16 protein-coding genes, 3 rRNA genes and 1 riboswitch are annotated in these 22,092 nt (G+C 51.4%); of the genes, 13 read left to right on the forward strand and 6 right to left on the reverse strand.

What is annotated here, in order from left to right; translation table 11 throughout:
• Positions 1-48: 48 nt before the first annotated feature.
• Genes EBB54_RS29635 through EBB54_RS29660 form a run of 6 tightly spaced genes read right to left on the reverse strand, consistent with a single transcriptional unit; the run spans position 49 to position 3,952 of the window.
• Positions 49-576, reverse strand: a complete 528-nt coding sequence (locus EBB54_RS29635) for a hypothetical protein (RefSeq protein ID WP_125130490.1) — start codon at positions 574-576, stop codon at positions 49-51.
• The gene (locus tag EBB54_RS29640) at positions 563-1,051 is read right to left on the reverse strand and encodes a hypothetical protein (protein WP_125130492.1); all 489 of its coding nucleotides are present in this window, start codon (positions 1,049-1,051) and stop codon (positions 563-565) included. The genes EBB54_RS29635 and EBB54_RS29640 overlap by 14 nt, the downstream gene beginning before the upstream one ends.
• Positions 1,052-1,079: 28 nt before the next feature.
• Positions 1,080-1,565: a DUF4860 domain-containing protein gene (locus EBB54_RS29645; RefSeq protein ID WP_125130494.1), complete on the reverse strand. Its 486-nt coding sequence runs from the start codon at positions 1,563-1,565 to the stop codon at positions 1,080-1,082.
• Positions 1,565-1,897: a hypothetical protein gene (locus tag EBB54_RS29650; RefSeq protein WP_125130496.1), complete on the reverse strand. Its 333-nt coding sequence runs from the start codon at positions 1,895-1,897 to the stop codon at positions 1,565-1,567. Before EBB54_RS29650 ends, EBB54_RS29645 begins: the two co-directional genes overlap by 1 nt.
• A gap of 12 nt (positions 1,898-1,909) precedes the next feature.
• On the reverse strand, positions 1,910-2,965 hold the full coding sequence (locus EBB54_RS29655; protein WP_125130498.1) for a type II secretion system F family protein: 1,056 nt from the start codon (positions 2,963-2,965) through the stop codon (positions 1,910-1,912).
• Between the two features lie 27 nt (positions 2,966-2,992).
• Positions 2,993-3,952, reverse strand: coding sequence for a transglutaminase-like domain-containing protein (locus tag EBB54_RS29660; RefSeq protein WP_125130500.1), 960 nt, complete (start codon positions 3,950-3,952; stop codon positions 2,993-2,995).
• 553 nt (positions 3,953-4,505) lie between these two features.
• Here EBB54_RS29660 and EBB54_RS29665 point away from each other — a divergent pair.
• From EBB54_RS29665 to xylB, 13 genes are all read left to right on the forward strand, one after another.
• Positions 4,506-6,038, forward strand: a 16S ribosomal RNA gene (locus tag EBB54_RS29665).
• A gap of 150 nt (positions 6,039-6,188) precedes the next feature.
• Positions 6,189-6,306: ribosomal RNA gene (gene rrf / locus EBB54_RS29670) — 5S ribosomal RNA — on the forward strand.
• Between the two features lie 294 nt (positions 6,307-6,600).
• Positions 6,601-9,494: ribosomal RNA gene (locus EBB54_RS29675) — 23S ribosomal RNA — on the forward strand.
• The 16S, 23S and 5S rRNA genes sit together here, the layout of an rRNA operon.
• Positions 9,495-9,691: 197 nt before the next feature.
• The gene (locus tag EBB54_RS29680; protein ID WP_125130502.1) at positions 9,692-11,422 is read left to right on the forward strand and encodes a sensor histidine kinase; all 1,731 of its coding nucleotides are present in this window, start codon (positions 9,692-9,694) and stop codon (positions 11,420-11,422) included.
• Positions 11,423-11,462: 40 nt separating this feature from the next.
• The gene (locus EBB54_RS29685) at positions 11,463-12,179 is read left to right on the forward strand and encodes a response regulator transcription factor (protein ID WP_125131122.1); all 717 of its coding nucleotides are present in this window, start codon (positions 11,463-11,465) and stop codon (positions 12,177-12,179) included.
• A gap of 205 nt (positions 12,180-12,384) precedes the next feature.
• Positions 12,385-13,842 carry an NCS1 family nucleobase:cation symporter-1 gene (locus tag EBB54_RS29690; protein WP_004077588.1) on the forward strand — a complete coding sequence of 486 codons (1,458 nt, stop codon included), beginning with the start codon at positions 12,385-12,387 and terminating at the stop codon, positions 13,840-13,842.
• Positions 13,843-13,917: 75 nt separating this feature from the next.
• Positions 13,918-15,303 (forward strand): dihydropyrimidinase, encoded by a 1,386-nt coding sequence (gene hydA, locus EBB54_RS29695; RefSeq protein WP_125130504.1) that lies wholly within the window; start codon positions 13,918-13,920, stop codon positions 15,301-15,303.
• Positions 15,304-15,405: 102 nt separating this feature from the next.
• Positions 15,406-16,356 (forward strand): BMP family protein, encoded by a 951-nt coding sequence (locus EBB54_RS29700; RefSeq protein ID WP_125131124.1) that lies wholly within the window; start codon positions 15,406-15,408, stop codon positions 16,354-16,356.
• Between the two features lie 136 nt (positions 16,357-16,492).
• Entirely contained in the window at positions 16,493-17,215 is a 723-nt protein-coding gene (locus EBB54_RS29705) for a hypothetical protein (protein ID WP_125130506.1), read from the forward strand.
• A 50-nt stretch (positions 17,216-17,265) separates the two neighbouring features.
• A riboswitch (Lysine riboswitch) is annotated at positions 17,266-17,436 on the forward strand.
• Positions 17,437-17,512: 76 nt separating this feature from the next.
• Entirely contained in the window at positions 17,513-18,397 is an 885-nt protein-coding gene (dapA, locus tag EBB54_RS29710; protein WP_125130508.1) for a 4-hydroxy-tetrahydrodipicolinate synthase, read from the forward strand.
• Between the two features lie 242 nt (positions 18,398-18,639).
• Positions 18,640-19,491 (forward strand): class II fructose-bisphosphate aldolase, encoded by an 852-nt coding sequence (locus EBB54_RS29715; protein ID WP_004077576.1) that lies wholly within the window; start codon positions 18,640-18,642, stop codon positions 19,489-19,491.
• A 9-nt stretch (positions 19,492-19,500) separates the two neighbouring features.
• Entirely contained in the window at positions 19,501-20,523 is a 1,023-nt protein-coding gene (locus tag EBB54_RS29720; RefSeq protein ID WP_125130510.1) for a LacI family DNA-binding transcriptional regulator, read from the forward strand.
• Positions 20,523-22,040 carry a xylulokinase gene (gene xylB, locus EBB54_RS29725; RefSeq protein WP_125130512.1) on the forward strand — a complete coding sequence of 506 codons (1,518 nt, stop codon included), beginning with the start codon at positions 20,523-20,525 and terminating at the stop codon, positions 22,038-22,040. The genes EBB54_RS29720 and xylB overlap by 1 nt, the downstream gene beginning before the upstream one ends.
• Positions 22,041-22,092 lie beyond the last annotated feature (52 nt).

Here is a 22,092-nt window from a genome sequence, read left to right on the forward strand (position 1 = left end):
AACACGGCGACATTCTAAAAATATGCAGCGTTTGATTCTGCGGCAGATCTATTCGGTTTCCGGCATAGGCAGAAGCTGCAGTGTTTGACCTGTTTCACGGGCAGCCGTATTGACCAACTGCCACTGTTCAATCTGATAATAGCCGTCTGTACTCTCCCAGGTCAAAGCCAGCCTGACCTCCAGGGCCTGCTTTTCATTGACAGGGACCTGAAAGGAGAGGGAGGAGTCCTCAGCGTCAAAGAGGATCTCCAGTCCAATCTCGGTAAATTCCGTTCCTTCGATCTGCGTAAAATCCAGCTCCTTCTGCCAATCCCGGGAACTGTCCGCGGCGCTTACGGCGCGCTCTTCGGCCTTGTACAGGATCGCGTCAACCTGGGCCAGTACATCCTCTGCAATGTTGCTGGCCTGGTAATATTCGGTCCGCCGGCTGGCACCGCGGCTGGAAAAAGAATAATCGCTCCGCGCGCTGGACAGGGACAACGTGGCAAATGTAACGAGACAGAGCACAAGGAAAATGACCAGAAGCAGGGACGAACCAATATTTACAAAAGGCGCCTGTCTGTTATCTTTTTGCATGGTCAGCCCTCCTCTGCAGATAGTGCTTTACGGTCAGTTCATAGATCGGGTTCTCATTTGACTCTTCACCGAAGGTCATTCCGACGGTCAGCATCTGTCCCTGCTCCCACAAAACCGCATGGAGCACATAGAATGCGTCTGTCCTGGCACATGGTATGAAGTCTTTATTATAAAAAATACGGGCGGATACGGAAGGCGCGTCCCCGCTTTCCTCAGAATCCATGACTGAGGCATCGGGATAGATTTCGGTGATAACCTCGGCGGCGTCCTCGGTTCCGTCGGAGGTATTGACGATCTCCGCGATCCCGGAGCACTCGTTGACCGCATGATTGAGCCTTTGGGCGTCCCGGCTCAGGATATGTGATTTAACAAAAAACTGCACACAAACAGCACTTGCAAGTGAGAAAAATAAGATTGCAAGTATCAGCTCCAAAAGAAACAAACTGGATGATTTTGCCCGATTTCTGTGCTTCATGTTCATACTCCCATGTCTTTTTTATAGATCAGTGTCCGCTGCGTATCCCGATGATCATGCTGTCCTGATTCCCGTCCGTATCCGTACAGGCGAACCGATACACGCCCTCCCTTACGGTCTCCATGGAAAAATCATCGACGGCCAGGATGGTTTTGCCGCTTTTGGCGGGGACGTCCACCCCGTCCTTGACAAACAGCTCCTTCAGTTCATTCTCATATACGTAGATATAAGTCTGATAGGAGTCCTCCCGATGGGTCTGCCGCAGGATCAGCGCGTCGCAGCCGTCAAAGACACCAAGCGTTACTTCGCCGTCCACATCATTTTGATGCATTTTCTCGCAGATATAGGCCAGAGAAGTGCGGGCCGTGTAGTTGAGGGACGAATGCTCGGTTGTGGAACGGTAGATCCCGGTTGCAAGCAGGATCACGGTCATTGCAGATACCGCGAACACAAAAAATAATGCTACCGGAAACAGGAAATCGATCATATGATTCTGCTGGGTTCGAAAGCGCATCAGGGTTCTCCTTTCTCAATGATCGTGACATCCGGCAGGATATTGGCGCCGATCACCTGGTAATCCACAAAGAAACGGTCCTCGTCATAAGTCAGCCCGTAATGCTCTTTCAGATAATCCAGGTTTTCAGGATAAGCGCCCTCTACCGCGTAGCAATAGGTGATATTCCGGATGAGGGCATTTTCAAGACTCTCCTTCTGCCGTTTCTGCGTGCTGGAGGACAGGGACTCCACCCCCTGATAAAACACTCCTGTGATCAGCGCAAACGCACAGACAGAAAGTACAAATTTTCGATAGGTATGGGCTGTTTTCCGGTATTGAAATCGAGCCATGGCAGTCCTCCTCTACAGACTTGACATAATGCCCATCAGGGGCAGCATTACGGATAACAGGATTACGCCTACGATCAGGGACAAAGCAATGACCAGGGTGGGCTCCAGCACGGCCAGGGCAGTGTTCATCCGGTTGTCGATGTCATCCTGATAGAGTCCCGCGATCCGGTTCATCACCTGGTCCATGGAGCCTGTCCTAGAACCGATGGAAGCCATGCGGGCATAGATCCCGGTAAACATGCCGGTCTCATGCAGGGCTTCCGACAGATCCCCGCCTTCATCGACCTTCTTCCTGCAGATCTCCAGTTTTTCCTGATACAGCGGGTCGTCATTGAGAGCGCTGACAAGCTCCATGCTCCGCTCCGGATTCAGGCCGCTGCTTAAGGTCAGGGCCATCCCGCTGGCGAAGCGGCAGGCTGCAATCTCTTCATAGACCGGACGGATAAAAGCCAGATGATATCCAAAATTCCGGCAGAAGACACGTCCGTTTTGGGTACGGGTACAGTAGAGGATCAGCAGTACAACCGCAACCAGAAGCACGGTCAAAGCAATCGAATAACGGTTGATGGCATTTCCGAGATCCATCAGCATCCTGGAGAATCCGGTCATCTCCGTACCGAGCTGGACAAAAACCTGATTGAATATGGGCATGACCTTTACAAGGAGCACAATGATCACAGCCACCATCATTCCCGCCATGATCAGAGGATATGTAACCGCGTTTTTGATGCTTTTTCCGATGGCATCTTCCCGGTCATAGTGATTGCTCAAGGCTTCCAGCACTTCGTCCAGCGTCCCGGTCTCCTCGCCGATCTCCACCATATGCAGCATATAGGAGGGGAACAGCCCGGTCTTTGACAGGGACTCGTAGAGGTTTCCGCTTTCCTGCATCCTCTCCAGAATAAATTCCAGGATATTCTTTTCTTCACCTTCAGGAGCGTCCTCCATCATAATCGTAATTCCTTCTATAGAAGAAATACCGGACTTCAGGATCAAAGCAATCTGTCCGCAGAAAGCCGAGACCTCCATATTTGAAAATGGTTTTGCCTGTATATCTTTTTTCTCCATAACCGCCCTCCGTTTTCCTTTTGAAAATCAATAAGAATATTTTACGACATAATTGCTCCCGTCGCCGATATACTTTTCCACGGACTTTTTGTTGTTTGACGCGCCCAGTGTGGGGTCAACCAGCGTCCAATCGGTGCCGTCAAACTCGATCACGTTGTCCACCCATCCGGCTTCCTTCAGATACACGCTGATCCAAGCGTGGTACGCTTCTCCGGAATATCCGATCTCCAGCTTGGTTGGGATGCCCTGGGAACGCAGCATCGCCGTCATAAGGGACGCATAATCGAAGCAGATCCCCTTGCCTGTGGCCATGGTTTCATCAATATTGGGAAGATAGTTTGACTGGACACTTTCTGCCTTCTCTTTATCGTAAGTTATATTTTCTATAATATAATGATAGACATTTTCCACATAGCTCAGATCATCCGAGGACTGGTCCGACAACTGGATGCCGTACTGCACGGCCTGGGATTCCTGCGTATACCATGCATACTGGTTGGGATACAGGAAAGGCTTAAATTCATCGCCCAGCGCGACTTCCATATCCTGAGAAAAGGCCATGGCATACATATCATCATAGGCATGCTCCAGGACTTCTATATGATAGGAGCCATTGCCGCCTGTCAGAGGAAAGGTCTCATACTGGCCGATCGCCAGGGCATAGGTGTAAACGGTGCCTGCCGGTATGGTGATCCGGAGACGCACCTGCTCGGAGGCTCCGGCATACTTAACCATCACATAGCCTTCGCCGGAGTTGGAAGCATCAATGGAAATGGTTTCGTTTCCATATACAACGGTTCCTGAAGCCTGGGGAAGGAGGGACTGTACCACACTCTCCCGCGGACTTTCCGGTGCGGACGTTTGATTGGAACCGGAAGAACTGCGGCTTTGGCCATCCGGTTCGGAAGCCTTGCCGCATCCGGTCCAAAAAAAAGCGGCCCCTGAAATGAAAAAAAGCATACACCAGAAACGTATCTTTCTATTCATTTTCAACAGCCTCCTTTTCATCATGACGTATGTATCAATAGATTTAAAATTACAGATGAATCAGCGTTCTGTAACACTTCATATATTTTGCCACAGATAATCCAATTAATCAAGTTGTTTTTCAGATGATGACAGGAGATATATTATAAATAGGAAATAACGGGGGGATAAAGAAAGGGCTCAGGAAAAAAATGTAAAAATTTGTAAAAAAAGTATTGACATATACAAATTGGCATGATAATATATGCAAGCTGACTCGTGAGAGCCAGCCAAGTAAAAAGGAGTTCGAAAAAAACTTCAAAAAACTTGAAAAAAGTTCTTGACAAGCGAAAGGCGATGTGATATTATATACGAGCTGTCGCTTGACAGAGAAAGACAACGAACCTTGATAATTAAACAATAGACAACGATCCTTGAAAATTTCTTAAAGAGAGAAATTCAAAGAACGAGCATCAAGAAAGAAATCAAAGGATGCACCTCCGCTTCATAAGGAAGCGGGAGACAGTAAAAAAGGATGGATTAGCCAGAAAGGTTGATCCTGACGGAAAGAACTTATAACGAGAGTTTGATCCTGGCTCAGGATGAACGCTGGCGGCGTGCTTAACACATGCAAGTCGAGCGAAGCACTTTTTTAGAACTCTTCGGAGGGAAGAGAGGGTGACTTAGCGGCGGACGGGTGAGTAACGCGTGGGCAACCTGCCTTACACAGGGGGATAACAATTAGAAATGATTGCTAATACCGCATAAGACCCCAGTACCGCATGGTACAGAGGTAAAAACTGAGGTGGTGTAAGATGGGCCCGCGTCTGATTAGGTAGTTGGTGGGGTAGAAGCCTACCAAGCCGACGATCAGTAGCCGACCTGAGAGGGCGACCGGCCACATTGGGACTGAGACACGGCCCAAACTCCTACGGGAGGCAGCAGTGGGGAATATTGCACAATGGGGGAAACCCTGATGCAGCGACGCCGCGTGAGTGAGGAAGTATTTCGGTATGTAAAGCTCTATCAGCAGGGAAGAAAATGACGGTACCTGACTAAGAAGCCCCGGCTAACTACGTGCCAGCAGCCGCGGTAATACGTAGGGGGCAAGCGTTATCCGGATTTACTGGGTGTAAAGGGAGCGTAGACGGATAAGCAAGTCTGATGTGAAAATCCGGGGCCCAACCCCGGAATTGCATTGGAAACTGCATATCTAGAGTGTCGGAGAGGCAAGTGGAATTCCTGGTGTAGCGGTGAAATGCGTAGATATCAGGAGGAACACCAGTGGCGAAGGCGGCTTGCTGGACGATGACTGACGTTGAGGCTCGAAAGCGTGGGGAGCAAACAGGATTAGATACCCTGGTAGTCCACGCCGTAAACGATGACTACTAGGTGTCGGGAGGCAAAGCCTTTCGGTGCCGCAGCCAACGCAATAAGTAGTCCACCTGGGGAGTACGTTCGCAAGAATGAAACTCAAAGGAATTGACGGGGACCCGCACAAGCGGTGGAGCATGTGGTTTAATTCGAAGCAACGCGAAGAACCTTACCTGGCCTTGACATCCCGGTGACAGCGAAGTAATGTTCGTTTTCCTTCGGGACACTGGAGACAGGTGGTGCATGGTTGTCGTCAGCTCGTGTCGTGAGATGTTGGGTTAAGTCCCGCAACGAGCGCAACCCTTACCTTCAGTAGCCAGCATATTAGATGGGCACTCTGGAGGGACTGCCAGGGACAACCTGGAGGAAGGTGGGGATGACGTCAAATCATCATGCCCCTTATGGCCAGGGCTACACACGTGCTACAATGGCGTAAACAAAGAGAAGCGACCACGCGAGTGTGAGCGAATCTCAAAAATAACGTCTCAGTTCGGATTGTAGTCTGCAACTCGACTACATGAAGCTGGAATCGCTAGTAATCGCAGATCAGAATGCTGCGGTGAATACGTTCCCGGGTCTTGTACACACCGCCCGTCACACCATGGGAGTCAGTAACGCCCGAAGCCGGTGACCCAACCTAACCAGGAGGGAGCCGTCGAAGGCGGGACGGATGACTGGGGTGAAGTCGTAACAAGGTAGCCGTATCGGAAGGTGCGGCTGGATCACCTCCTTTCTAAGGAAGAAAGAAGTAAAGTGCGTTGTCTATTGTTTAGTTATCAATGAGCGAGTGTTTGGTTTGAATTTATTAAGAATAAGCAAAGCGTATTCAATATAGATGAAAGCCCGGCACGAGCGGAGTACAACAGAAGATAACTAAGACATTTCTGGCGGCGATGCGCCCGGGGGCAACACCCGTACCCATCCCGAACACGATGGTTAAGGCCCGGGCGGCCGATGGTACTACACTGGCGACGGTGTGGGAGAGCAGGTGGCCGCCAGATTAAAAAAGAGAGCTGTGGAAGGGGAGAGCGGAAACAGCACTGATGCACCTTGAAAACTGCATACGAAGAAATAAAAAACTTATAGATAGAGATATCGATAAGAAAGAGCAGGATTAATATAGAGAGGAATTGATATATTGATCCACTCAAGACATCCGAGGTAATGTTAACAAACATGACCAGACCCGAAAGGGTCACTGGAAGACAACCAGGAAAAAAATGAGTCAACCACCAACGCATGCAACGCTATGCATGTGTAGCCCAGCGCCTCACCCGTAGGCGAGAGGGCGAGTTGGTTATGCTGATAAGAGCGTATGGCGGATGCCTTGGCACTAAGAGCCGATGAAAGACGTGATAAGCTGCGAAAAGCTTCGGGGAGGAGCAAATATCCATTGATCCGGAGATATCTGAATGGGGAAACCCACCTGAGCAGACCTCAGGTATCCCTGACCCAATCCATAAGTCAGGGAAGGGAACCCGGTGAACTGAAACATCTAAGTAGCCGGAGGAAGAGAAAACAACAGTGATTTCCAAAGTAGCGGCGAGCGAAATGGAAGGAGCCCAAACCGGGATGCGTGTCATCCCGGGGTTCGGACCGCGGAATTGATTCAGTGAGCTTAGCAGAATGGTTTTGGGAAAGCCAGCCAAAGAGGGTGAAAGCCCCGTAAGCGAAAGGTGAACTGACAAGGCGGTATCCAGAGTACCACGAGACACGTGGAACCTTGTGGGAACGTGCGGGGACCACCCCGTAAGGCTAAATACTACTTAGTGACCGATAGCGCATAGTACTGTGAAGGAAAGGTGAAAAGGACCCCGGGAGGGGAGTGAAAGAGAACCTGAAACCATACGTTTACAAGCTGTGGAACCACGATAGATGTGGAACCGCGTACTTTTTGTAGAACGGTCCGGCGAGTTGCGCTGGCTGGCAAGGTTAAGGACTAAAGGTCCGGAGCCGAAGGGAAACCGAGTCTTAATAGGGCCGGAGTCAGTCGGAGCAGACCCGAAACCGGGTGATCTATCCATGTCCAGGCTGAAGTTGCCGTAAAAGGCAATGGAGGGCCGAACCCACATCCGTTGAAAAGGGTGGGGATGAGGTGTGGATAGGGGAGAAATTCCAATCGAACCCGGAGATAGCTGGTTCTCCTCGAAATAGCTTTAGGGCTAGCCTCATACAAGTCTTGCGGAGGTAGAGCACTGAATTCCTAAGGGGGCGTCAAAGCTTACCAAGGGATATCAAACTCCGAATGCCGCGTAGATGGTGTATGGGAGTCAGACTGTACGAGATAAGTTGGACAGTCGAGAGGGAAAGAGCCCAGACCTGCGGCTAAGGCCCCAAAATGTGTGTTAAGTGGAAAAGGATGTGGGATTTCAAAGACAACTAGGATGTTGGCTCAGAAGCAGCCATACATTAAAAGAGTGCGTAATAGCTCACTAGTCGAGAGGTCCTGCGCCGAAAATGTCCGGGGCTGAAACACACTGCCGAAGCCTAGGAACCATCGAATGATGGCTGGTAGAGGAGCATTGGGTACGGGAAGAAGCAGTACCGAAAGGAGCTGTGGACTGTACCGAAGAGAGAATGCCGGAATGAGTAGCGAGAGGAAGGTGGGAATCCTTCCGGCCGAATATCTAAGGTTTCCAGGGTAAAGCTGATCTGCCCTGGGTAAGTCGGGGCCTAAGGCGAGGTCGGGAGACGTAGCCGATGGACAACAGGTTGAAATTCCTGTACTGCCATATGACAGAACTGTGGGGACGCAGAGAGGAGAGCACGAGCCGGGATTGGAAAGACCGGTGTAAGCGAAGTACCAGTACATCAGGCAAATCCGGTGTATAATGGGAGAGCGTGATACGGACCGAATTAAAGTAGGGAAGCGTGTGGCCGAGCTGCCGAGAAAAGCCGCTATTGTTCATATGGTACCCGTACCGTAAACCGACACAGGTGGATGAGGAGAGGATCCTAAGGCCGACGGGAGAAGCATTGTTAAGGAACTCGGCAAAATGACTCCGTAACTTCGGGAGAAGGAGTGCCATAGAGATGTGGCCGCAGAGAATTGGCCCAAGCAACTGTTTAGCAAAAACACAGGTCTATGCGAAACCGAAAGGTGAGGTATATGGGCTGACGCCTGCCCGGTGCTGGAAGGTTAAGGGGAGAGGTTAGCGCAAGCGAAGCTTTGAACTTAAGCCCCAGTAAACGGCGGCCGTAACTATAACGGTCCTAAGGTAGCGAAATTCCTTGTCGGGTAAGTTCCGACCCGCACGAAAGGCGTAATGATTTGGGCACTGTCTCAACAATGCACCCGGTGAAATTGAAATACCAGTGAAGATGCTGGTTACCCGCGCCAGGACGGAAAGACCCCATGGAGCTTTACTCCAGCTTGACACTGGGACTCGGTATTGCATGTACAGGATAGGTGGGAGGCAAAGAAGTGGCGACGCCAGTTGCCATGGAGCCGACGTTGGGATACCACCCTTGTAGTGCTGGGTTTCTAACCAGCGGCCGTGATCCGGCCGTGGGACAATGTCAGGTGGGGAGTTTGACTGGGGCGGTCGCCTCCGAAAGGGTATCGGAGGCGCTCAAAGGTTCCCTCAGAATGGTCGGAAACCATTCGAAGAGCGCAAAGGCATAAGGGAGCTTGACTGCGACACCGACGGGTGGAGCAGGTACGAAAGTAGGACTTAGTGATCCGGTGGTATAAAGTGGGATTGCCATCGCTCAACGGATAAAAGCTACCCTGGGGATAACAGGCTTATCACTCCCAAGAGTTCACATCGACGGAGTGGTTTGGCACCTCGATGTCGGCTCATCGCATCCTGGGGCTGGAGTAGGTCCCAAGGGTTGGGCTGTTCGCCCATTAAAGCGGTACGCGAGCTGGGTTCAGAACGTCGTGAGACAGTTCGGTCCCTATCCGGCGCGGGCGTAGGATATTTGAGAGGAGCTGTCCTTAGTACGAGAGGACCGGGATGGACCGGCCGCTGGTGAATCTGTTGTTCCACCAGGAGCATGGCAGAGTAGCCAAGCCGGGCGGGGATAAACGCTGAAGGCATCTAAGCGTGAAGCCCCCCTCAAGATGAGATATCCCATGAAGTTAATTCAGTAAGACCCCTTGAAGACGACGAGGTAGATAGGGCGGAGGTGGAAGTGCAGTAATGTATGCAGCTGACCGTCACTAATAGGTCGAGGGCATAACCAAGAGGTGGTTGATGCTTGAAAGAGCAGTAAGGATAGGATAAATGATTATTTCTTTCTTCGTGTGTAGTTTTGAAGGTGTATATTTAATAGAGAGTATGGCTTGATTTAATTATATATCGCTGGTTTGCAGATAAGTTCCGTGAAGACGGAACTTTTTTTGATATTAATATGCGGGACGGAACTTTTTAGGGTATCAACATGCGGGGAGGTGATCTCATCTCTGTCAGAAAAAAATTAATGCTGATCCTTGCGGGGATTGTGATTGTATTAGGGCTGTTCATAGGATACTGCTCTTATGAGTATGCCCTGAATATGGTTACGGAAAATAAAAAAAGCGAGATGGCCGATACCATCAACCGGATTGATATCAATATCAATTTCTGGGGGCTTGAAGTGACCCGGCTTGCTCAGCGGATTGTGGACGGCAATATCGCGGGGGAGGCGTTTGAAGAGCAGGAGGCAGGGCAGATAAGCCACCTGAATGAGTGGGTTTCCGATTATGCACATATAATCGAGGCGGTTTCCGATATTATTATTCTGGACACGGAAAGAAATATCCGGTATCATTATCTTGAGGGGCTGGATATGCTGCAGGACGGCAGACGTCTGCAGGAGTGCTTTGAAGCGGCGCAGTCCGGTCTGAGAGGAGAGAGGTGGCTGGGCAGGGGAAATTCCCTCTATCAGGGGGGAGAAGCGGTCACGCTGGTAAAAGCAATTCCCATGAAAGAAAAAGACAGAATGAGGGGGATTGTGGTTATAGAGATCAATCCGGAGATTTTCCGAAGCCTCCTTTTAAGCAATCAGAGCTTGCCGATCAGCCAGTATACTTTTATCGTGGATAAGAAAGGCCAAATCCTCTGTACCAACAGAACAGTACAGCCGAAGTGGCTGGAAAAGATCGAGACCACATTTCAGAATGGGGAGCGGAGTTTCATTTTGGAATGGGATCAGGAAACATATGATGTATTCGGGCAGTACAATGGGCTGACTGGCTGGAAGACATATTCCGTGGTTGCCGTACAGGATATTTTTCCCCAGGCGGCGCAGCTAAGGGGAACCATTGCGATGATCGTGATGCTTGCAGTTTTTGCGGGACTGGTCGCTGTGACGGTGCTCTCCTGTTCCATAACAGCGCCTATCCGCGAATTGTCAAATGCGATGAAGCAGGTAGAGCAGGAAAACTTCGATATAGAGATCCAAAGCAGGAGAAAAGATGAGATCGGACATCTGATCACCTCCTTCCATTATATGGTGGGGAAGATCCGGCAGTTGATATGCGAGGTATACCAGAAAAAGATTGAGCAGAAAAATGCAGAAATCCGTGCGCTGCAGGCTCAGATCAATCCGCATTTTCTCTACAATACGCTGGATTCAATCAATTGGATGCTGATTGAACGGGATGAGCAGGATATCAGCGATGTCGTAATCTCTTTGGGGGAGATCCTCCGGTATGCGGTCGGCGGGCAGAATCACCTGGTACCGCTTGGCAGTGAAGCACGCTATATCGAAAGCTATCTTTTTATTCAGAAGAACCGGCTGGAGGATCGGCTGAATTACCAATGGGAATTGGCAGAAGATACGCTGGACGTCCTTGTGCCCAGGCTGATCATGCAGCCCATCGTGGAAAATGCGGTGATCCATGGGATCGAACCTCTGAAAAAGGGCGGAGTGATCCTGATGAAAGCCTGGATAGAAAAGGAGATGCTTCTGATCCGGGTAACCGATAACGGCAGGGGGATGAACCAGGAGGAACTGGAAGCGCTGAGAGAAAAGATCAGCGGAACAGATGAGATTGAGAATATCGGTATGCGGAATATACAGAGAAGAATGGAATTGACCTATGGACAGGAGCAGGCCATGGAGATTGAGAGCGTCCAGGGAGAGGGGGCTACAATTACACTTCGGATGAAAGTCTGCCGGGCGGTGTAAAGTGTCATATGAATCAATGATACGGGAGGGGGAGAATGAGGTGGACATCGTGATTATTGACGATGAACCGAAGATCAGAAACGGGCTGCGGCATTTTCTGGATAAGCAGGAAGGCTGGAGCGTGACAGGCGCCTTTGAAAATGCGGTGGATGCGCTGGCGTTTTTATCCCACCATGATGCGGATGCGGTTATCACGGATATCAAGATGCCGGAAATGAACGGGCTGGATATGATTGCGCGGCTCAAAGAGAGGGATACGGACACGGAAATCATTATCATGAGCGGGTATCCCGATTTCCGGTTCGCGCAGCAGGCCATTGAACTGGGAGTGCTGCGTTATCTGGTAAAGCCTGCCAATCCAAGGGAGCTGCTGCAGATATTGAAGGGCGTGGAAGAGAAGCACGGCCGCGTCGTTAAAAAAATGGCTGAACCTGTCTATAATCTTCTGGTTAAAAAGGCAGCGGATTACATTGAAGAAAATTATGGTGAAAAAATCAGCGTAAAAGAGATTGCGGAGCATTTGTATGTAACGCCGAACTACTTAAGTGATCTGTTTAAGCGGCATACCGGGAAGAATATTTCCGCATATATTACAGATGTGCGCCTGGAAAAGGCGAAAGAATATCTGACGATACCGGAATGCAATGTAGCGTTCATTTCGGAGAGGGTGGGAATCGGAAATTCCCGGTATTTCAGTAATCTTTTCAAGAAAAAGTACGGAATGACGCCCAGCGAATACCGGAACACATCCATATAAGAAAAAAGGCAGCCGGCTTTGCTGAAACAAATACTGCAGGCACAGCCGGCGGCCAGTCAGTATAATTTGAAACATATTCGTAGATTTACTGCATTGCGGGCGGTGGGGTTCTCCATTACAATAATCTTATCAAAAAGTTAGACTTTGGGCCGAGGGATAACAAAGCAGCAAAACAGGAGATGAGATGTGCAAAGGAGGACAAGCAATGAGTTTGTTTCAAAAGCAGACCGGCGATATTGTGGAACTGACACAGGCCGGGGTTGACGAGATCGGAAAATATAAAAATAATTATACTGAAGTAACGAAGCCGAACAATATGGATGAAAGGCACTGGTCCGCATGGGATATGGGAAATCTGTGGATCGGTATGCTGGTTTCCATCGCGGTGTATCAGGTGGCAAGCGGCCTGATCGTTTCCGGAATGTCCTGGGCGCAGGCGCTGGTGACGATCGTGCTGGGACATTCACTGGTTATGATATTTGCGGTGATTCTGGGGCACTTCGGGGTAAAGTACGGGGTGTCTTACCCGATGCTCTGTAAAATGGTCTTTGGCTCCAAAGGAACCGTGGTGCCTTCTCTGGTGCGCGGTATCCTGGGATGTTTCTGGTTTGGCGTTCAGGCATGGATCGGAGGACAGGCGATCCAGACAATTCTGGTCACCTTTATCCCGGCGTGGAGCGGTTTTGGATTTACAGGGCAGTTTATTTCCTTCCTGGTATTCTGGGCAATGAATGTATACATTGCAGGCTCCGGCTCTTCCGCGGTACAGAAGCTGGAAAAATTTGCCGCGCCGGTGCTCATTGTATTAAGCTTTATCGTCATTGTATGGGGAATCTCCACAGCAGACTGGAGCCTGGCAAAGCTGATGTCCGAACCGTCCATCCAGGGGCAGGAAGGGGCGGACTTCTGGAAGCTGTTCTTCCCGGCGCTGTCTTCCATGATCGCCTTTGACGGAGGAATCGCCTTGTCCATGGCAGATTTTACAAAGAACTGTAAGACACAGAAGGCACAGGTAATCGGGCAGGTCGCAGGGGCGCCGATTATGACGGCATTTATCGCATTTGTCGGAATCTGCGGTACGGCAGGCGCATCCTTTGCGTTCCATGAAGCCATCTGGGAACCGGCGGTTCTGGTAGGAAAATTTGGAAATCCGTTGATCGTGGTCATTTTCTCCGTATTCATTATCATGGCCGTGCTGACGACAAATGTTGCGGCGAACCTGGTGCCGCCGACCAACGTGATCTCTACCCTTTTTGCAAAGAAGATTACCTACAGGCACGCAGCGATTATTGCGGCAGTCCTGGCGCTGTTTGCGCAGCCGTGGAATGCTCTGGCAAGCGCCTATGATCTGATCTACAACGTATGCGGAATCCTGGGAGCGCTGCTGGGACCGATCTCGGGACTGTATCTGGTGGCATATTTGTTTGAGCACAAGACCGAGGTGGATATGGTAGACCTGTACCGGGAAGACGGCGGAAAGTATTTTTATAAACAGGGATGGAATATTGCGATCATCGTGATTTTTATAGCTTCCATGGTGCTGATTCTTCTTGGAAAATATGTTCCGGCCATGCATGTACTGTTTGACAACGCATATGTAATCGGAAGTATCGGAGCCGGATTGGCATACTATATTTATCTGAAAGTGAAAAAAATTGCCTGAAGAACCTGCCCTGCCTGAGGGAAAAGCCCGGGGCTGCGGGAGCGAATGGTTTTAGAGGAAAGGAAGTATAGTAAAATGAAAAAAATAGTGAAAAACGGCAGGATTTTTACAGAAGCGGAGGATTATCAGGCGGATATCCTGATTGAGGAGGAGAAGATCGTGTACATTGGAAAAGATCTTCCGGACGGGGACGCAGAGGTCATTGACGCGGCAGGCTGTTATGTGCTTCCGGGGGCAGTGGACGTACATACCCACATGGATCTGGACGTGGGCATTTCCAGAGCGGTCGATGATTTTTATGACGGAACCGTGGCGGCAGCCTGCGGCGGGACCACATCCATCGTAGACCATATGGCTTTCGGGCCTGCAGGGATTCCTCTGCACTACCAGTTCGATGTGTACCGGAAGCTGGCGGAGGGAAAGGCTGTCATAGACTATGGTTTCCACGGAACGGCCCAGCATGTGGACGGGGAGATCCTTTCGGAGCTTGAAACGATGGCTAAAGACGGGATTCCCAGCGTAAAAGCGTATCTGACCTACGGTTTTAAGCTGAATGACGCGGATGTACTGCAGATCCTTCAAAAAATGAAAGAGATCAACGGGATCACTGCATTCCACTGCGAGAACCATGATGTGGTCGAATACTTAAAGCAAAAGCATAAAAGCGAAGGAAAGACCACTCCCATCTGGCATGCCAAGAGCAGGCCGAACCTGGCGGAAGCTGAAGCGGTAGAACGTGTATTGAAGCTTGCAAGAATGGCAGACGACGCTCCGGTCTATATTGTACATTTATCCTGCAGGGAAAGTCTGGAGGCTGTCCGGGAGGCCAGGAGACAGGGACAGAAAAATATCTTTGTGGAAACCTGCCCCCAGTATCTGCTTCTCACAGAGGAATGCTATACAAGAGAGGACGGCTTAAAGTACATCATGTCTCCTCCGCTCCGCACACAGGAAGACTGCGATGCGCTGTGGGAAGGGCTTGCAGACGGAAGTATCCAGGTCGTGGCTACAGATCACTGTCCGTTTAACTACGGAAAAGAAAAGCAGATGGGCAAGGACGACTTTACCGCGTGCCCCAACGGGGCTCCGGGCGTGGAGGAACGTCTGATGCTCCTGTATTCCGAGGGCGTGGCGAAAGGGAGGATTACCATGCACCGTCTGGTGGAGACGCTCTGTACAAAGCCATGCAGGATCTATGGCCTGTACCCGGAAAAAGGAGCGATCCAGCCGGGGGCGGATGCAGATCTTGTGATCCTGGACCCGGAGACCAGCAGCGTACTGACGCACAGCCGGATGCATGGGGCGGTGGACTATACATCCTATGAAGGCATGGAGATACAGGGTGAGATCCGCCTGGTTATGCAGAGAGGAAATGTACTCGTAAAAGAAAACCAGTTTATCGGAGAAAAGGGCGCCGGACGTTTTATCCGCCGGAAACCCTGCGCGGAGATTGCAGACTAAAGAATTGATATACAAAAGCGAAAAGGCGACAGAGATTAACCCGGCGGCAGCGGCTGCCGGGTTTTTTGGAGACAGAAGTCTTGGGAGGTGAAGGCAGATTTGATGAAAAGGTATGGCAGGGGCCTTCTGACGGGGGCTTTTATGCTGCTGCTTTTGGGCTGCGCGGTGTCAAACGACAGGCCGAAAGCATTGGAAGCATGCAAAATCGCAGTCTTACTTCCGGGAGCGGCCGGCGACCTGAGCTGGAATGATACGAATATGGAAGGAATCGCTTACTGCGAAGAGAAATTTCAGATTCAGATAGAACAGATGAATAATGTGGAAGAAACGGAGTTTGAACAGGTATTGGTGGAATGCGGGGAACAGGGATACGACCTGGTGCTGGCTTCGGGAGAACAGTTTACGGATTCTGTGAATACGATGGCCGGGCAGTATCCCGACACATTTTTCTGCATTGTCAACGGCATCCGGGCAGACCACGAAAACGTAGCCGCGGTCAGGCCCAGGGAATACGAGGCCAGCTATATGGCCGCTGTGATCGCCGGAAATATCATGGAGACAGGAACCGCCGGCATGATCGCGGGCTACCCAAATGAGGGGATGGAACATCTGCTGGACGTGTATGAAGAAACAGTGCGGGAAATCCTGGAAGAACGCGGGATAGAAGACGCCGAATTTCTGAGGGCATACACCAATAGCTGGACGGATCGGAGCCTGGGCAGAAAAATGGCGGAGCAGATGATAGAGAGCGGGGCAGAAGTCTTGTTTGTATATTCCAATGAAGCAGGCTTGGGATGCATTGAGGCCGCAAGGGATCAGGGGGCGAAGGTGATCGGATTTTCCAGCAATCCGACACGGGAGCATCCCGACACGGTGGTGGCCTCCATCAAATTTGACTTTGGAAAACTGTACGAATGGATTCTTACCCGCTACGAGAGCGGACGGCTGCGGGGAAAGCGGACTGAAGAGGTGGGACGAAAGGAAGGAATCTTTGTTCCGGTCTATTCGTCCGGGATCAGCCGGGAGATACGGGATCAGGCAGAACAGAAATAGAGGCAGAACAAAGACGGCAGGATAGCAGCGGGCTTTTTGGATGTCGAAATCGCCTGACAGTTTTCTTTCTTTTTCACGGATAAAATGTGCTAGAGTGAGTCACACATGATCCATTATGAAAAAGGAGGATAAGCTTATGAGCAGGCTGAAAAAAAACTGGACGCAGGCGGCTGCCCTGATGATTTTTATGGTGCTTCTGCTGGCCGGCTGTACAACATTTGACGCATGCGCCTATATGCAGGCGATTCTGGATGTCTCTTACCGGAATGAAACAGAGGACTATATGGAGCTGACAGGCGCGACGCAGGAGGATGCGGACAAAATCTTTCAGAACAACCTGGATGCAACGATGCATGAATTTCACACGGCGGAGCTCTCTGAGGAGCTGGAGGAAAGCTACCGTTCCCTGTTTGAAAAAACGGTAAAGCAGGTAAAATATACGGTAGGCGAAGCGGCGGAAGGGGAGGGAGACGGATACACCATAGACGTTTCCGTGGAACCCATCCTGCTGTTTGACAATACATATGAAGAGTTTCAGAAAAAAGCCGAGGAATACGCGGCGGAAATTTCAAACAATGTGATGAAGGGCGAAGAAATGCCCTCTGACGAAGAGATTCAGAACCAGATCTACCAGACATACTATGAAGTGCTGACAGAAGAATTGGATGCCGGACTGACCTATGGAGAGGCGGAGAATATCACGGTACATATCAATAAGACGGAGGAAGGGATTTATGAGATCCCGGAGAAAGACCTCCGCACCCTGGATCAGGCCATGATCTCGCAGAAAAAACTGGAGAAGGAAAGCCAGGAGGAGGCAAAAGAGGAATCAGGCAAAACACCGGAGAAAATAGAATAATTCGTTGACAATACCGTGTATCAGTGTTATTCTAAATAAAATAGAAATGGAAACGAGATAGAGGTCGCATTTTTTATCAGTACGCTGCCGGATGTGCAGGGCAGGGGAAGACAGCGGAAAGGAAAAGATGCCGAAAGGATATGATGCCTGAAGTCATATTGCTTGGGCATGGCGTGAAGAACGTCATGACTGTCATCGCAGGATGGAGTGCTATCTGATATACATGGATGTATATTTTGGGGGACGGCGCATCTTGCCGTTTCTTTTTTCGTCAAAAAGATCAAGGAGGAAAAAGCAGTGGCAATTTTTAAGGGCGCAGGTGTTGCGATCATTACACCGATGAAGGAAAATCTGGAAGTGAACTATGATGAGCTGGATGAGATCCTGGAGGAGCAGATTGCCGGGGAGACGGATTCAATCATTATCTGCGGAACAACAGGAGAGTCCGCAACCTTAAGCGAGCAGGAACATATGGATGTGATCAAGTTTACGATCGAGCGTGTGAACCATCGGATTCCGGTCATTGCGGGTACAGGTTCCAACAGTACCGCGACGGCAGTGCAGCTCTCCAAAGAGGCGGCAGCGGCAGGGGCGGAAGGACTGCTTCTTGTGACGCCGTACTACAACAAGGCAACTCAGAATGGGCTGATCGCACACTATACAAAGATCGCGAATGAGGCGAAGATTCCGGCCATCCTTTACAACGTGCCCAGCCGTACCGGGTGCGCGATCCAGCCGGAGACCGTGGCGCATCTGGTGAAAAATGTGGAATATATCGTCGGGATCAAGGAAGCGTCCGGCAATATCGGCAATGTGGCGAAGATCATGCATCTGTGCGGCGGCAATATCGACCTCTATTCCGGCAACGACGACCAGATCGTTCCATTGCTGTCTCTGGGAGGTCTTGGGGTTATCTCCGTGCTGTCGAATGTGGCGCCCAAGTATGTACATGATATGGTCTATAAGTTCTTCGACGGCGATGTCCAGGGAAGCTGCAGGATGCAGTTAGACGCCCTGCCGCTCTGCGACGCCCTGTTCTGCGAGGTCAATCCGATCCCGGTCAAGGCGGCGATGAACCTGATGGGCAAGGAATGCGGACCGCTGAGGGGACCGCTTACCGAGATTGAGCCGCAGCATCGGGAAGTACTGAAAAAGGCGATGCAGGAGTTTGGAATCTTATAAGGAAGTTTATAAGGAAGTTTTGCGGGATTGAAACGGATTGCTGCCGCGTGTGTCAGAAAAGCACATGCGGCAGCTTTTTTTCTATTCAATCGGCGGCAGCTTCGAAGGAGACTCTCTTTCCGTTCCTTTGTAAAATATGCAGTAAAGCAGGCTATTTTTTCTTGACATTTTCAGGAAAATGTAGTACGATTAATTCAATGAAAAACCGAAACGTTTCGGTTTAATACAAGGAGGAGATCAAAATGCCATTAGTAACATCAGAGAAAATGCTGGCGGATGCGCAGAAGGGCGGTTATGCGGTGGGCGCGTTCAATGTGGAGAACATGGAGATGGTAAAGGCGGTCATCGCTGCCGCGGAGGAGCTTCATGCTCCGGTCATGCTTCAGACTACCCCTTCGACCATCAAGTACGGGACATTGGAGACTTATTATGCCATCGTTGCTGCGGAGGCGAAAAAAGCGGCAGTCCCGGTGTGCCTTCACCTGGATCACGGCAGCAGCTTTGAACTGGCGGTTCAGGCGCTTAAGGCGGGGTATACCTCGGTCATGATCGACGGTTCCCATGAAGATTTTGAGGGGAACATCGCCGTCAGCAAGCAGGTGGCGGATGCGGCAAAGGCATGCGGGATTCCGGTAGAAGCCGAGCTTGGAAAGGTGGGCGGTAAAGAGGACGACCTGGAAGCGGAAGCGGATACAAATACAGACCCCATGGAGGCGAAGGAGTTTGTAGAGAGAACCGGAGTGACCTCCCTGGCGGTTGCCATCGGGACAGCTCATGGATTTTACAAGGGTACGCCGGTGCTGGACAAGGAGCGGGTATCGGAGATTCGGAAAGTTGTTTCCATACCGCTGGTGCTCCACGGCGCATCCGGCCTGAGCGACGAGGAGGTGCGGGAGTGTGTGCGCCGGGGGATCTGCAAGGTGAACTTTGCCACCGAGCTGCGGGCAGCCTATACCGATGCCGGCAAGAAGCTGATCGAAGAAAAACCGGATACCTTTGATCCGAAGAAGCTGGGCGTTGTCGGGATGGAAGCTGTGAAGAACCTTGTGATGGAACGCATGAAGGTATGCGGATGCGACGGGAAGGCAGACTGACCAGCAGATATGGCGGCGACGATTAAAGACATAGCAAAAGAAACCGGCCTCGGACTGGCCACGATTTCCTCCTATCTGAACGGGGGAAACGTGCGGGAGAAGAACCGGATCAAGATTGAAGAGGCCATTGAAAAACTGGATTTTGAAGTGAATGAGGTGGCCCGGGGACTGAAAACCAACCGGACGAAGATGATCGGCATCATCCTTCCGGAGCTGAACAACATCTTCTTCGCGGAGATCATCACCGAACTGGAGGACGTGCTCCGGGGGCAGGGCTATGCGGCCATGATCTGTGACTGCCGTACGGATGAAAAACGGGAAGAGGAAGCCATAGATTTCTTGAAACGGCGCAGGGTGGACGGAATGATCATCATTCCCACGGGAAAAAGCGGCCGCGGCCTGCAGGAGGTCATGGATGCAGGAAAACCCATTGTCATGATCGACCGGCGGATACGGAATGTCCGCTGTGATACCGTACTGGTGGACAACCGGGGGGCGGCAGAGGACGCCATCCGGAGGCTGCTTGACAGGGGGCACCGGAAGATCGGCATGATCGCCGGGGCAGAAGACGTATACACGGCGGAGGAACGTTTCCAGGGATATTGCCGTGCACTTGAAGCGGCCGGGATTCCGGCGGAGGATTCCCTGATCGTCCGGGGAGACTATACCATCCGCGGCGGAAGCCGTGGGATCAAGGAGCTTGCAAAGCGCAATCCCGATATGACAGCCGTATTTATTTCCAACTATGAAATGACGCTGGGGGCGATGATCGAGCTGAATGAACTGGGAGTCCGGATTCCGGAGGAAATGTCAGTGATCGGTTTTGACAATATCGAATTTGCCAAGGCATGTATTCCCAGGCTGAGTATCGTGACCCAGCCCACCAAGGAGCTGGGAAGGCGTGCGGCGGAGCTGATGCTCAAAAGGCTGGAGGAAAAAGAACGGACGGAATTTGAGACGGTCAGGCTGGCGACCCGTTTTGTGGAAGGCAGATCGGTGTGCTGCTGTCCTGACGGAGAGAGGGGGCTGTGATGAAACCATATTTGTTAGGAATTGATATTGGAACAAGCGCCTGCAAAGCGGCGGTATTTGACCAGAACGGAGAGGTAGTCGCTTCGGCAAGCGAGGAATATCCGGTTGATTACCCCCGTCCGGGCTGGGCGGAACAAAATCCCGAGGACTGGTGGCGCGCCGTATGTACTGCCGTCAGAAGGATGGCGGCAGGCGGCGCGGATCTGAATGAGATCGGGGGAATCGGAATCGACGGGCAGAGCTGGTCGGCAATCCCGGTGGACGAGTCGGGAACGGTGCTGGCTAAGACGCCCATCTGGATGGATACCCGGGCCCAGGACATCTGTGACGCATACAATGAAAAAATCGGCGCAGACCGGATTTTCCAGACGGCAGGCAATTCACTGCAGCCGTCCTATACTACGGCAAAGATTCTCTGGTACCGCAGAGAGATGCCGGAGGTCTACCGGCGTACCTATAAAATTCTGCAGTCCAACAGTTATATTGCCATGAAGCTGACCGGCAATATGACCCAGGACATTTCTCAGGGGTATGGTCTGCACTGCTTCGATATGCGCGCAGGGACATGGGATGAAGGGCTCTGCGAAGCGCTGGAGATTCCCGCGTCCCTGCTGCCGGATATTTATCCAAGCCATGCCATTATCGGGACCGTGACCGGCAGGGCGTCGGAAGAAAGCGGCCTGCCAGCAGGTATCCCGGTGGCGGCGGGAGGGCTGGATGCTGCCTGCGGCACTCTGGGAGCCGGAGTGGTCCGCCCGGGAGAGACCCAGGAGCAGGGCGGCCAGGCTGGCGGAATGAGTATCTGTATTGACACATATCAGGCAGATCCAAGACTGATATTGGGGTACCATGTGGTGCCGGGAAGATGGCTTCTCCAGGGCGGCACCACCGGCGGGGGCGGAGTGATGCGCTGGCTGGAACGGGAATTTGGTGCTTATGAGCGGGAGGAAGGCAGACGCTGTAAAAAAAGTTCGCTGGAGCTTTTCAACGAGGCGGCGGAAGCGGTAGGCCCCGGTTCTGACGGGCTGGTATTTCTTCCGTATATGTCCGGTGAACGTTCCCCCATCTGGGATCCGGATGCAAAAGGGGTTTTTTACGGGATGGATTTCGGAAAGACCAAAGGCCATCTGATCCGGGCGGCTATGGAGGGAGTGGCCTATTCCCTGCATCACAATCTGGAGATTGCCAGGGAAGCCGGGGCAGAGGCGGCAGTGCTGCGTGCCATGGGCGGATCTGCAAATTCGCTGCTGTGGACCCAGATCAAGTCAGATATCACCGGAAAGCCGATTGTCGTACCTTCTTCAGATACGGCTACAACGCTGGGCGCGGCTATACTGGCCGGCGTGGGCGTAGGAATGTACAAAAGCTTCGAGGAGGCTGTGGGACAGACTGTAAAGGTGAAGCGGCGTCACGAACCCAACCCGGCGCACCGGGAGGCATATGAGAGGAATTACCGGATCTATCTGGAACTGTATGAGCAGCTAAAGGGTACGATGAAAAAATACAGCAAACGGTAAGGAAAGGTTTGCGGGCAGGCGGGAAACAGAGCTGTCCGTGAACGGGAGCAAA

Origin of the sequence: Schaedlerella arabinosiphila (assembly GCF_003885045.1) — a bacterium.
In the GTDB taxonomy this organism is placed as follows: domain Bacteria; phylum Bacillota; class Clostridia; order Lachnospirales; family Lachnospiraceae; genus Schaedlerella; species Schaedlerella arabinosiphila.

Bases quoted from the DNA above. Each gene is read 5' to 3' on its own strand.
- EBB54_RS29700 (WP_125131124.1), top strand. From the start codon at position 15,406: ATGAAAAGGTATGGCAGGGGCCTTCTGACGGGGGCTTTTATGCTGCTG.
- hydA (WP_125130504.1), top strand. From the start codon at position 13,918: ATGAAAAAAATAGTGAAAAACGGCAGGATTTTTACAGAAGCGGAGGAT.
- EBB54_RS29705 (WP_125130506.1), top strand. From the start codon at position 16,493: ATGAGCAGGCTGAAAAAAAACTGGACGCAGGCGGCTGCCCTGATGATT.
- EBB54_RS29640 (WP_125130492.1), bottom strand. From the start codon at position 1,051: ATGAAGCACAGAAATCGGGCAAAATCATCCAGTTTGTTTCTTTTGGAG.
- EBB54_RS29720 (WP_125130510.1), top strand. From the start codon at position 19,501: ATGGCGGCGACGATTAAAGACATAGCAAAAGAAACCGGCCTCGGACTG.
- EBB54_RS29660 (WP_125130500.1), bottom strand. From the start codon at position 3,952: ATGAATAGAAAGATACGTTTCTGGTGTATGCTTTTTTTCATTTCAGGG.
- EBB54_RS29635 (WP_125130490.1), bottom strand. From the start codon at position 576: ATGCAAAAAGATAACAGACAGGCGCCTTTTGTAAATATTGGTTCGTCC.
- EBB54_RS29655 (WP_125130498.1), bottom strand. From the start codon at position 2,965: ATGGAGAAAAAAGATATACAGGCAAAACCATTTTCAAATATGGAGGTC.
- xylB (WP_125130512.1), top strand. From the start codon at position 20,523: ATGAAACCATATTTGTTAGGAATTGATATTGGAACAAGCGCCTGCAAA.
- EBB54_RS29715 (WP_004077576.1), top strand. From the start codon at position 18,640: ATGCCATTAGTAACATCAGAGAAAATGCTGGCGGATGCGCAGAAGGGC.
- EBB54_RS29680 (WP_125130502.1), top strand. From the start codon at position 9,692: ATGCGGGGAGGTGATCTCATCTCTGTCAGAAAAAAATTAATGCTGATC.
- EBB54_RS29650 (WP_125130496.1), bottom strand. From the start codon at position 1,897: ATGGCTCGATTTCAATACCGGAAAACAGCCCATACCTATCGAAAATTT.
- EBB54_RS29645 (WP_125130494.1), bottom strand. From the start codon at position 1,565: ATGCGCTTTCGAACCCAGCAGAATCATATGATCGATTTCCTGTTTCCG.
- EBB54_RS29690 (WP_004077588.1), top strand. From the start codon at position 12,385: ATGAGTTTGTTTCAAAAGCAGACCGGCGATATTGTGGAACTGACACAG.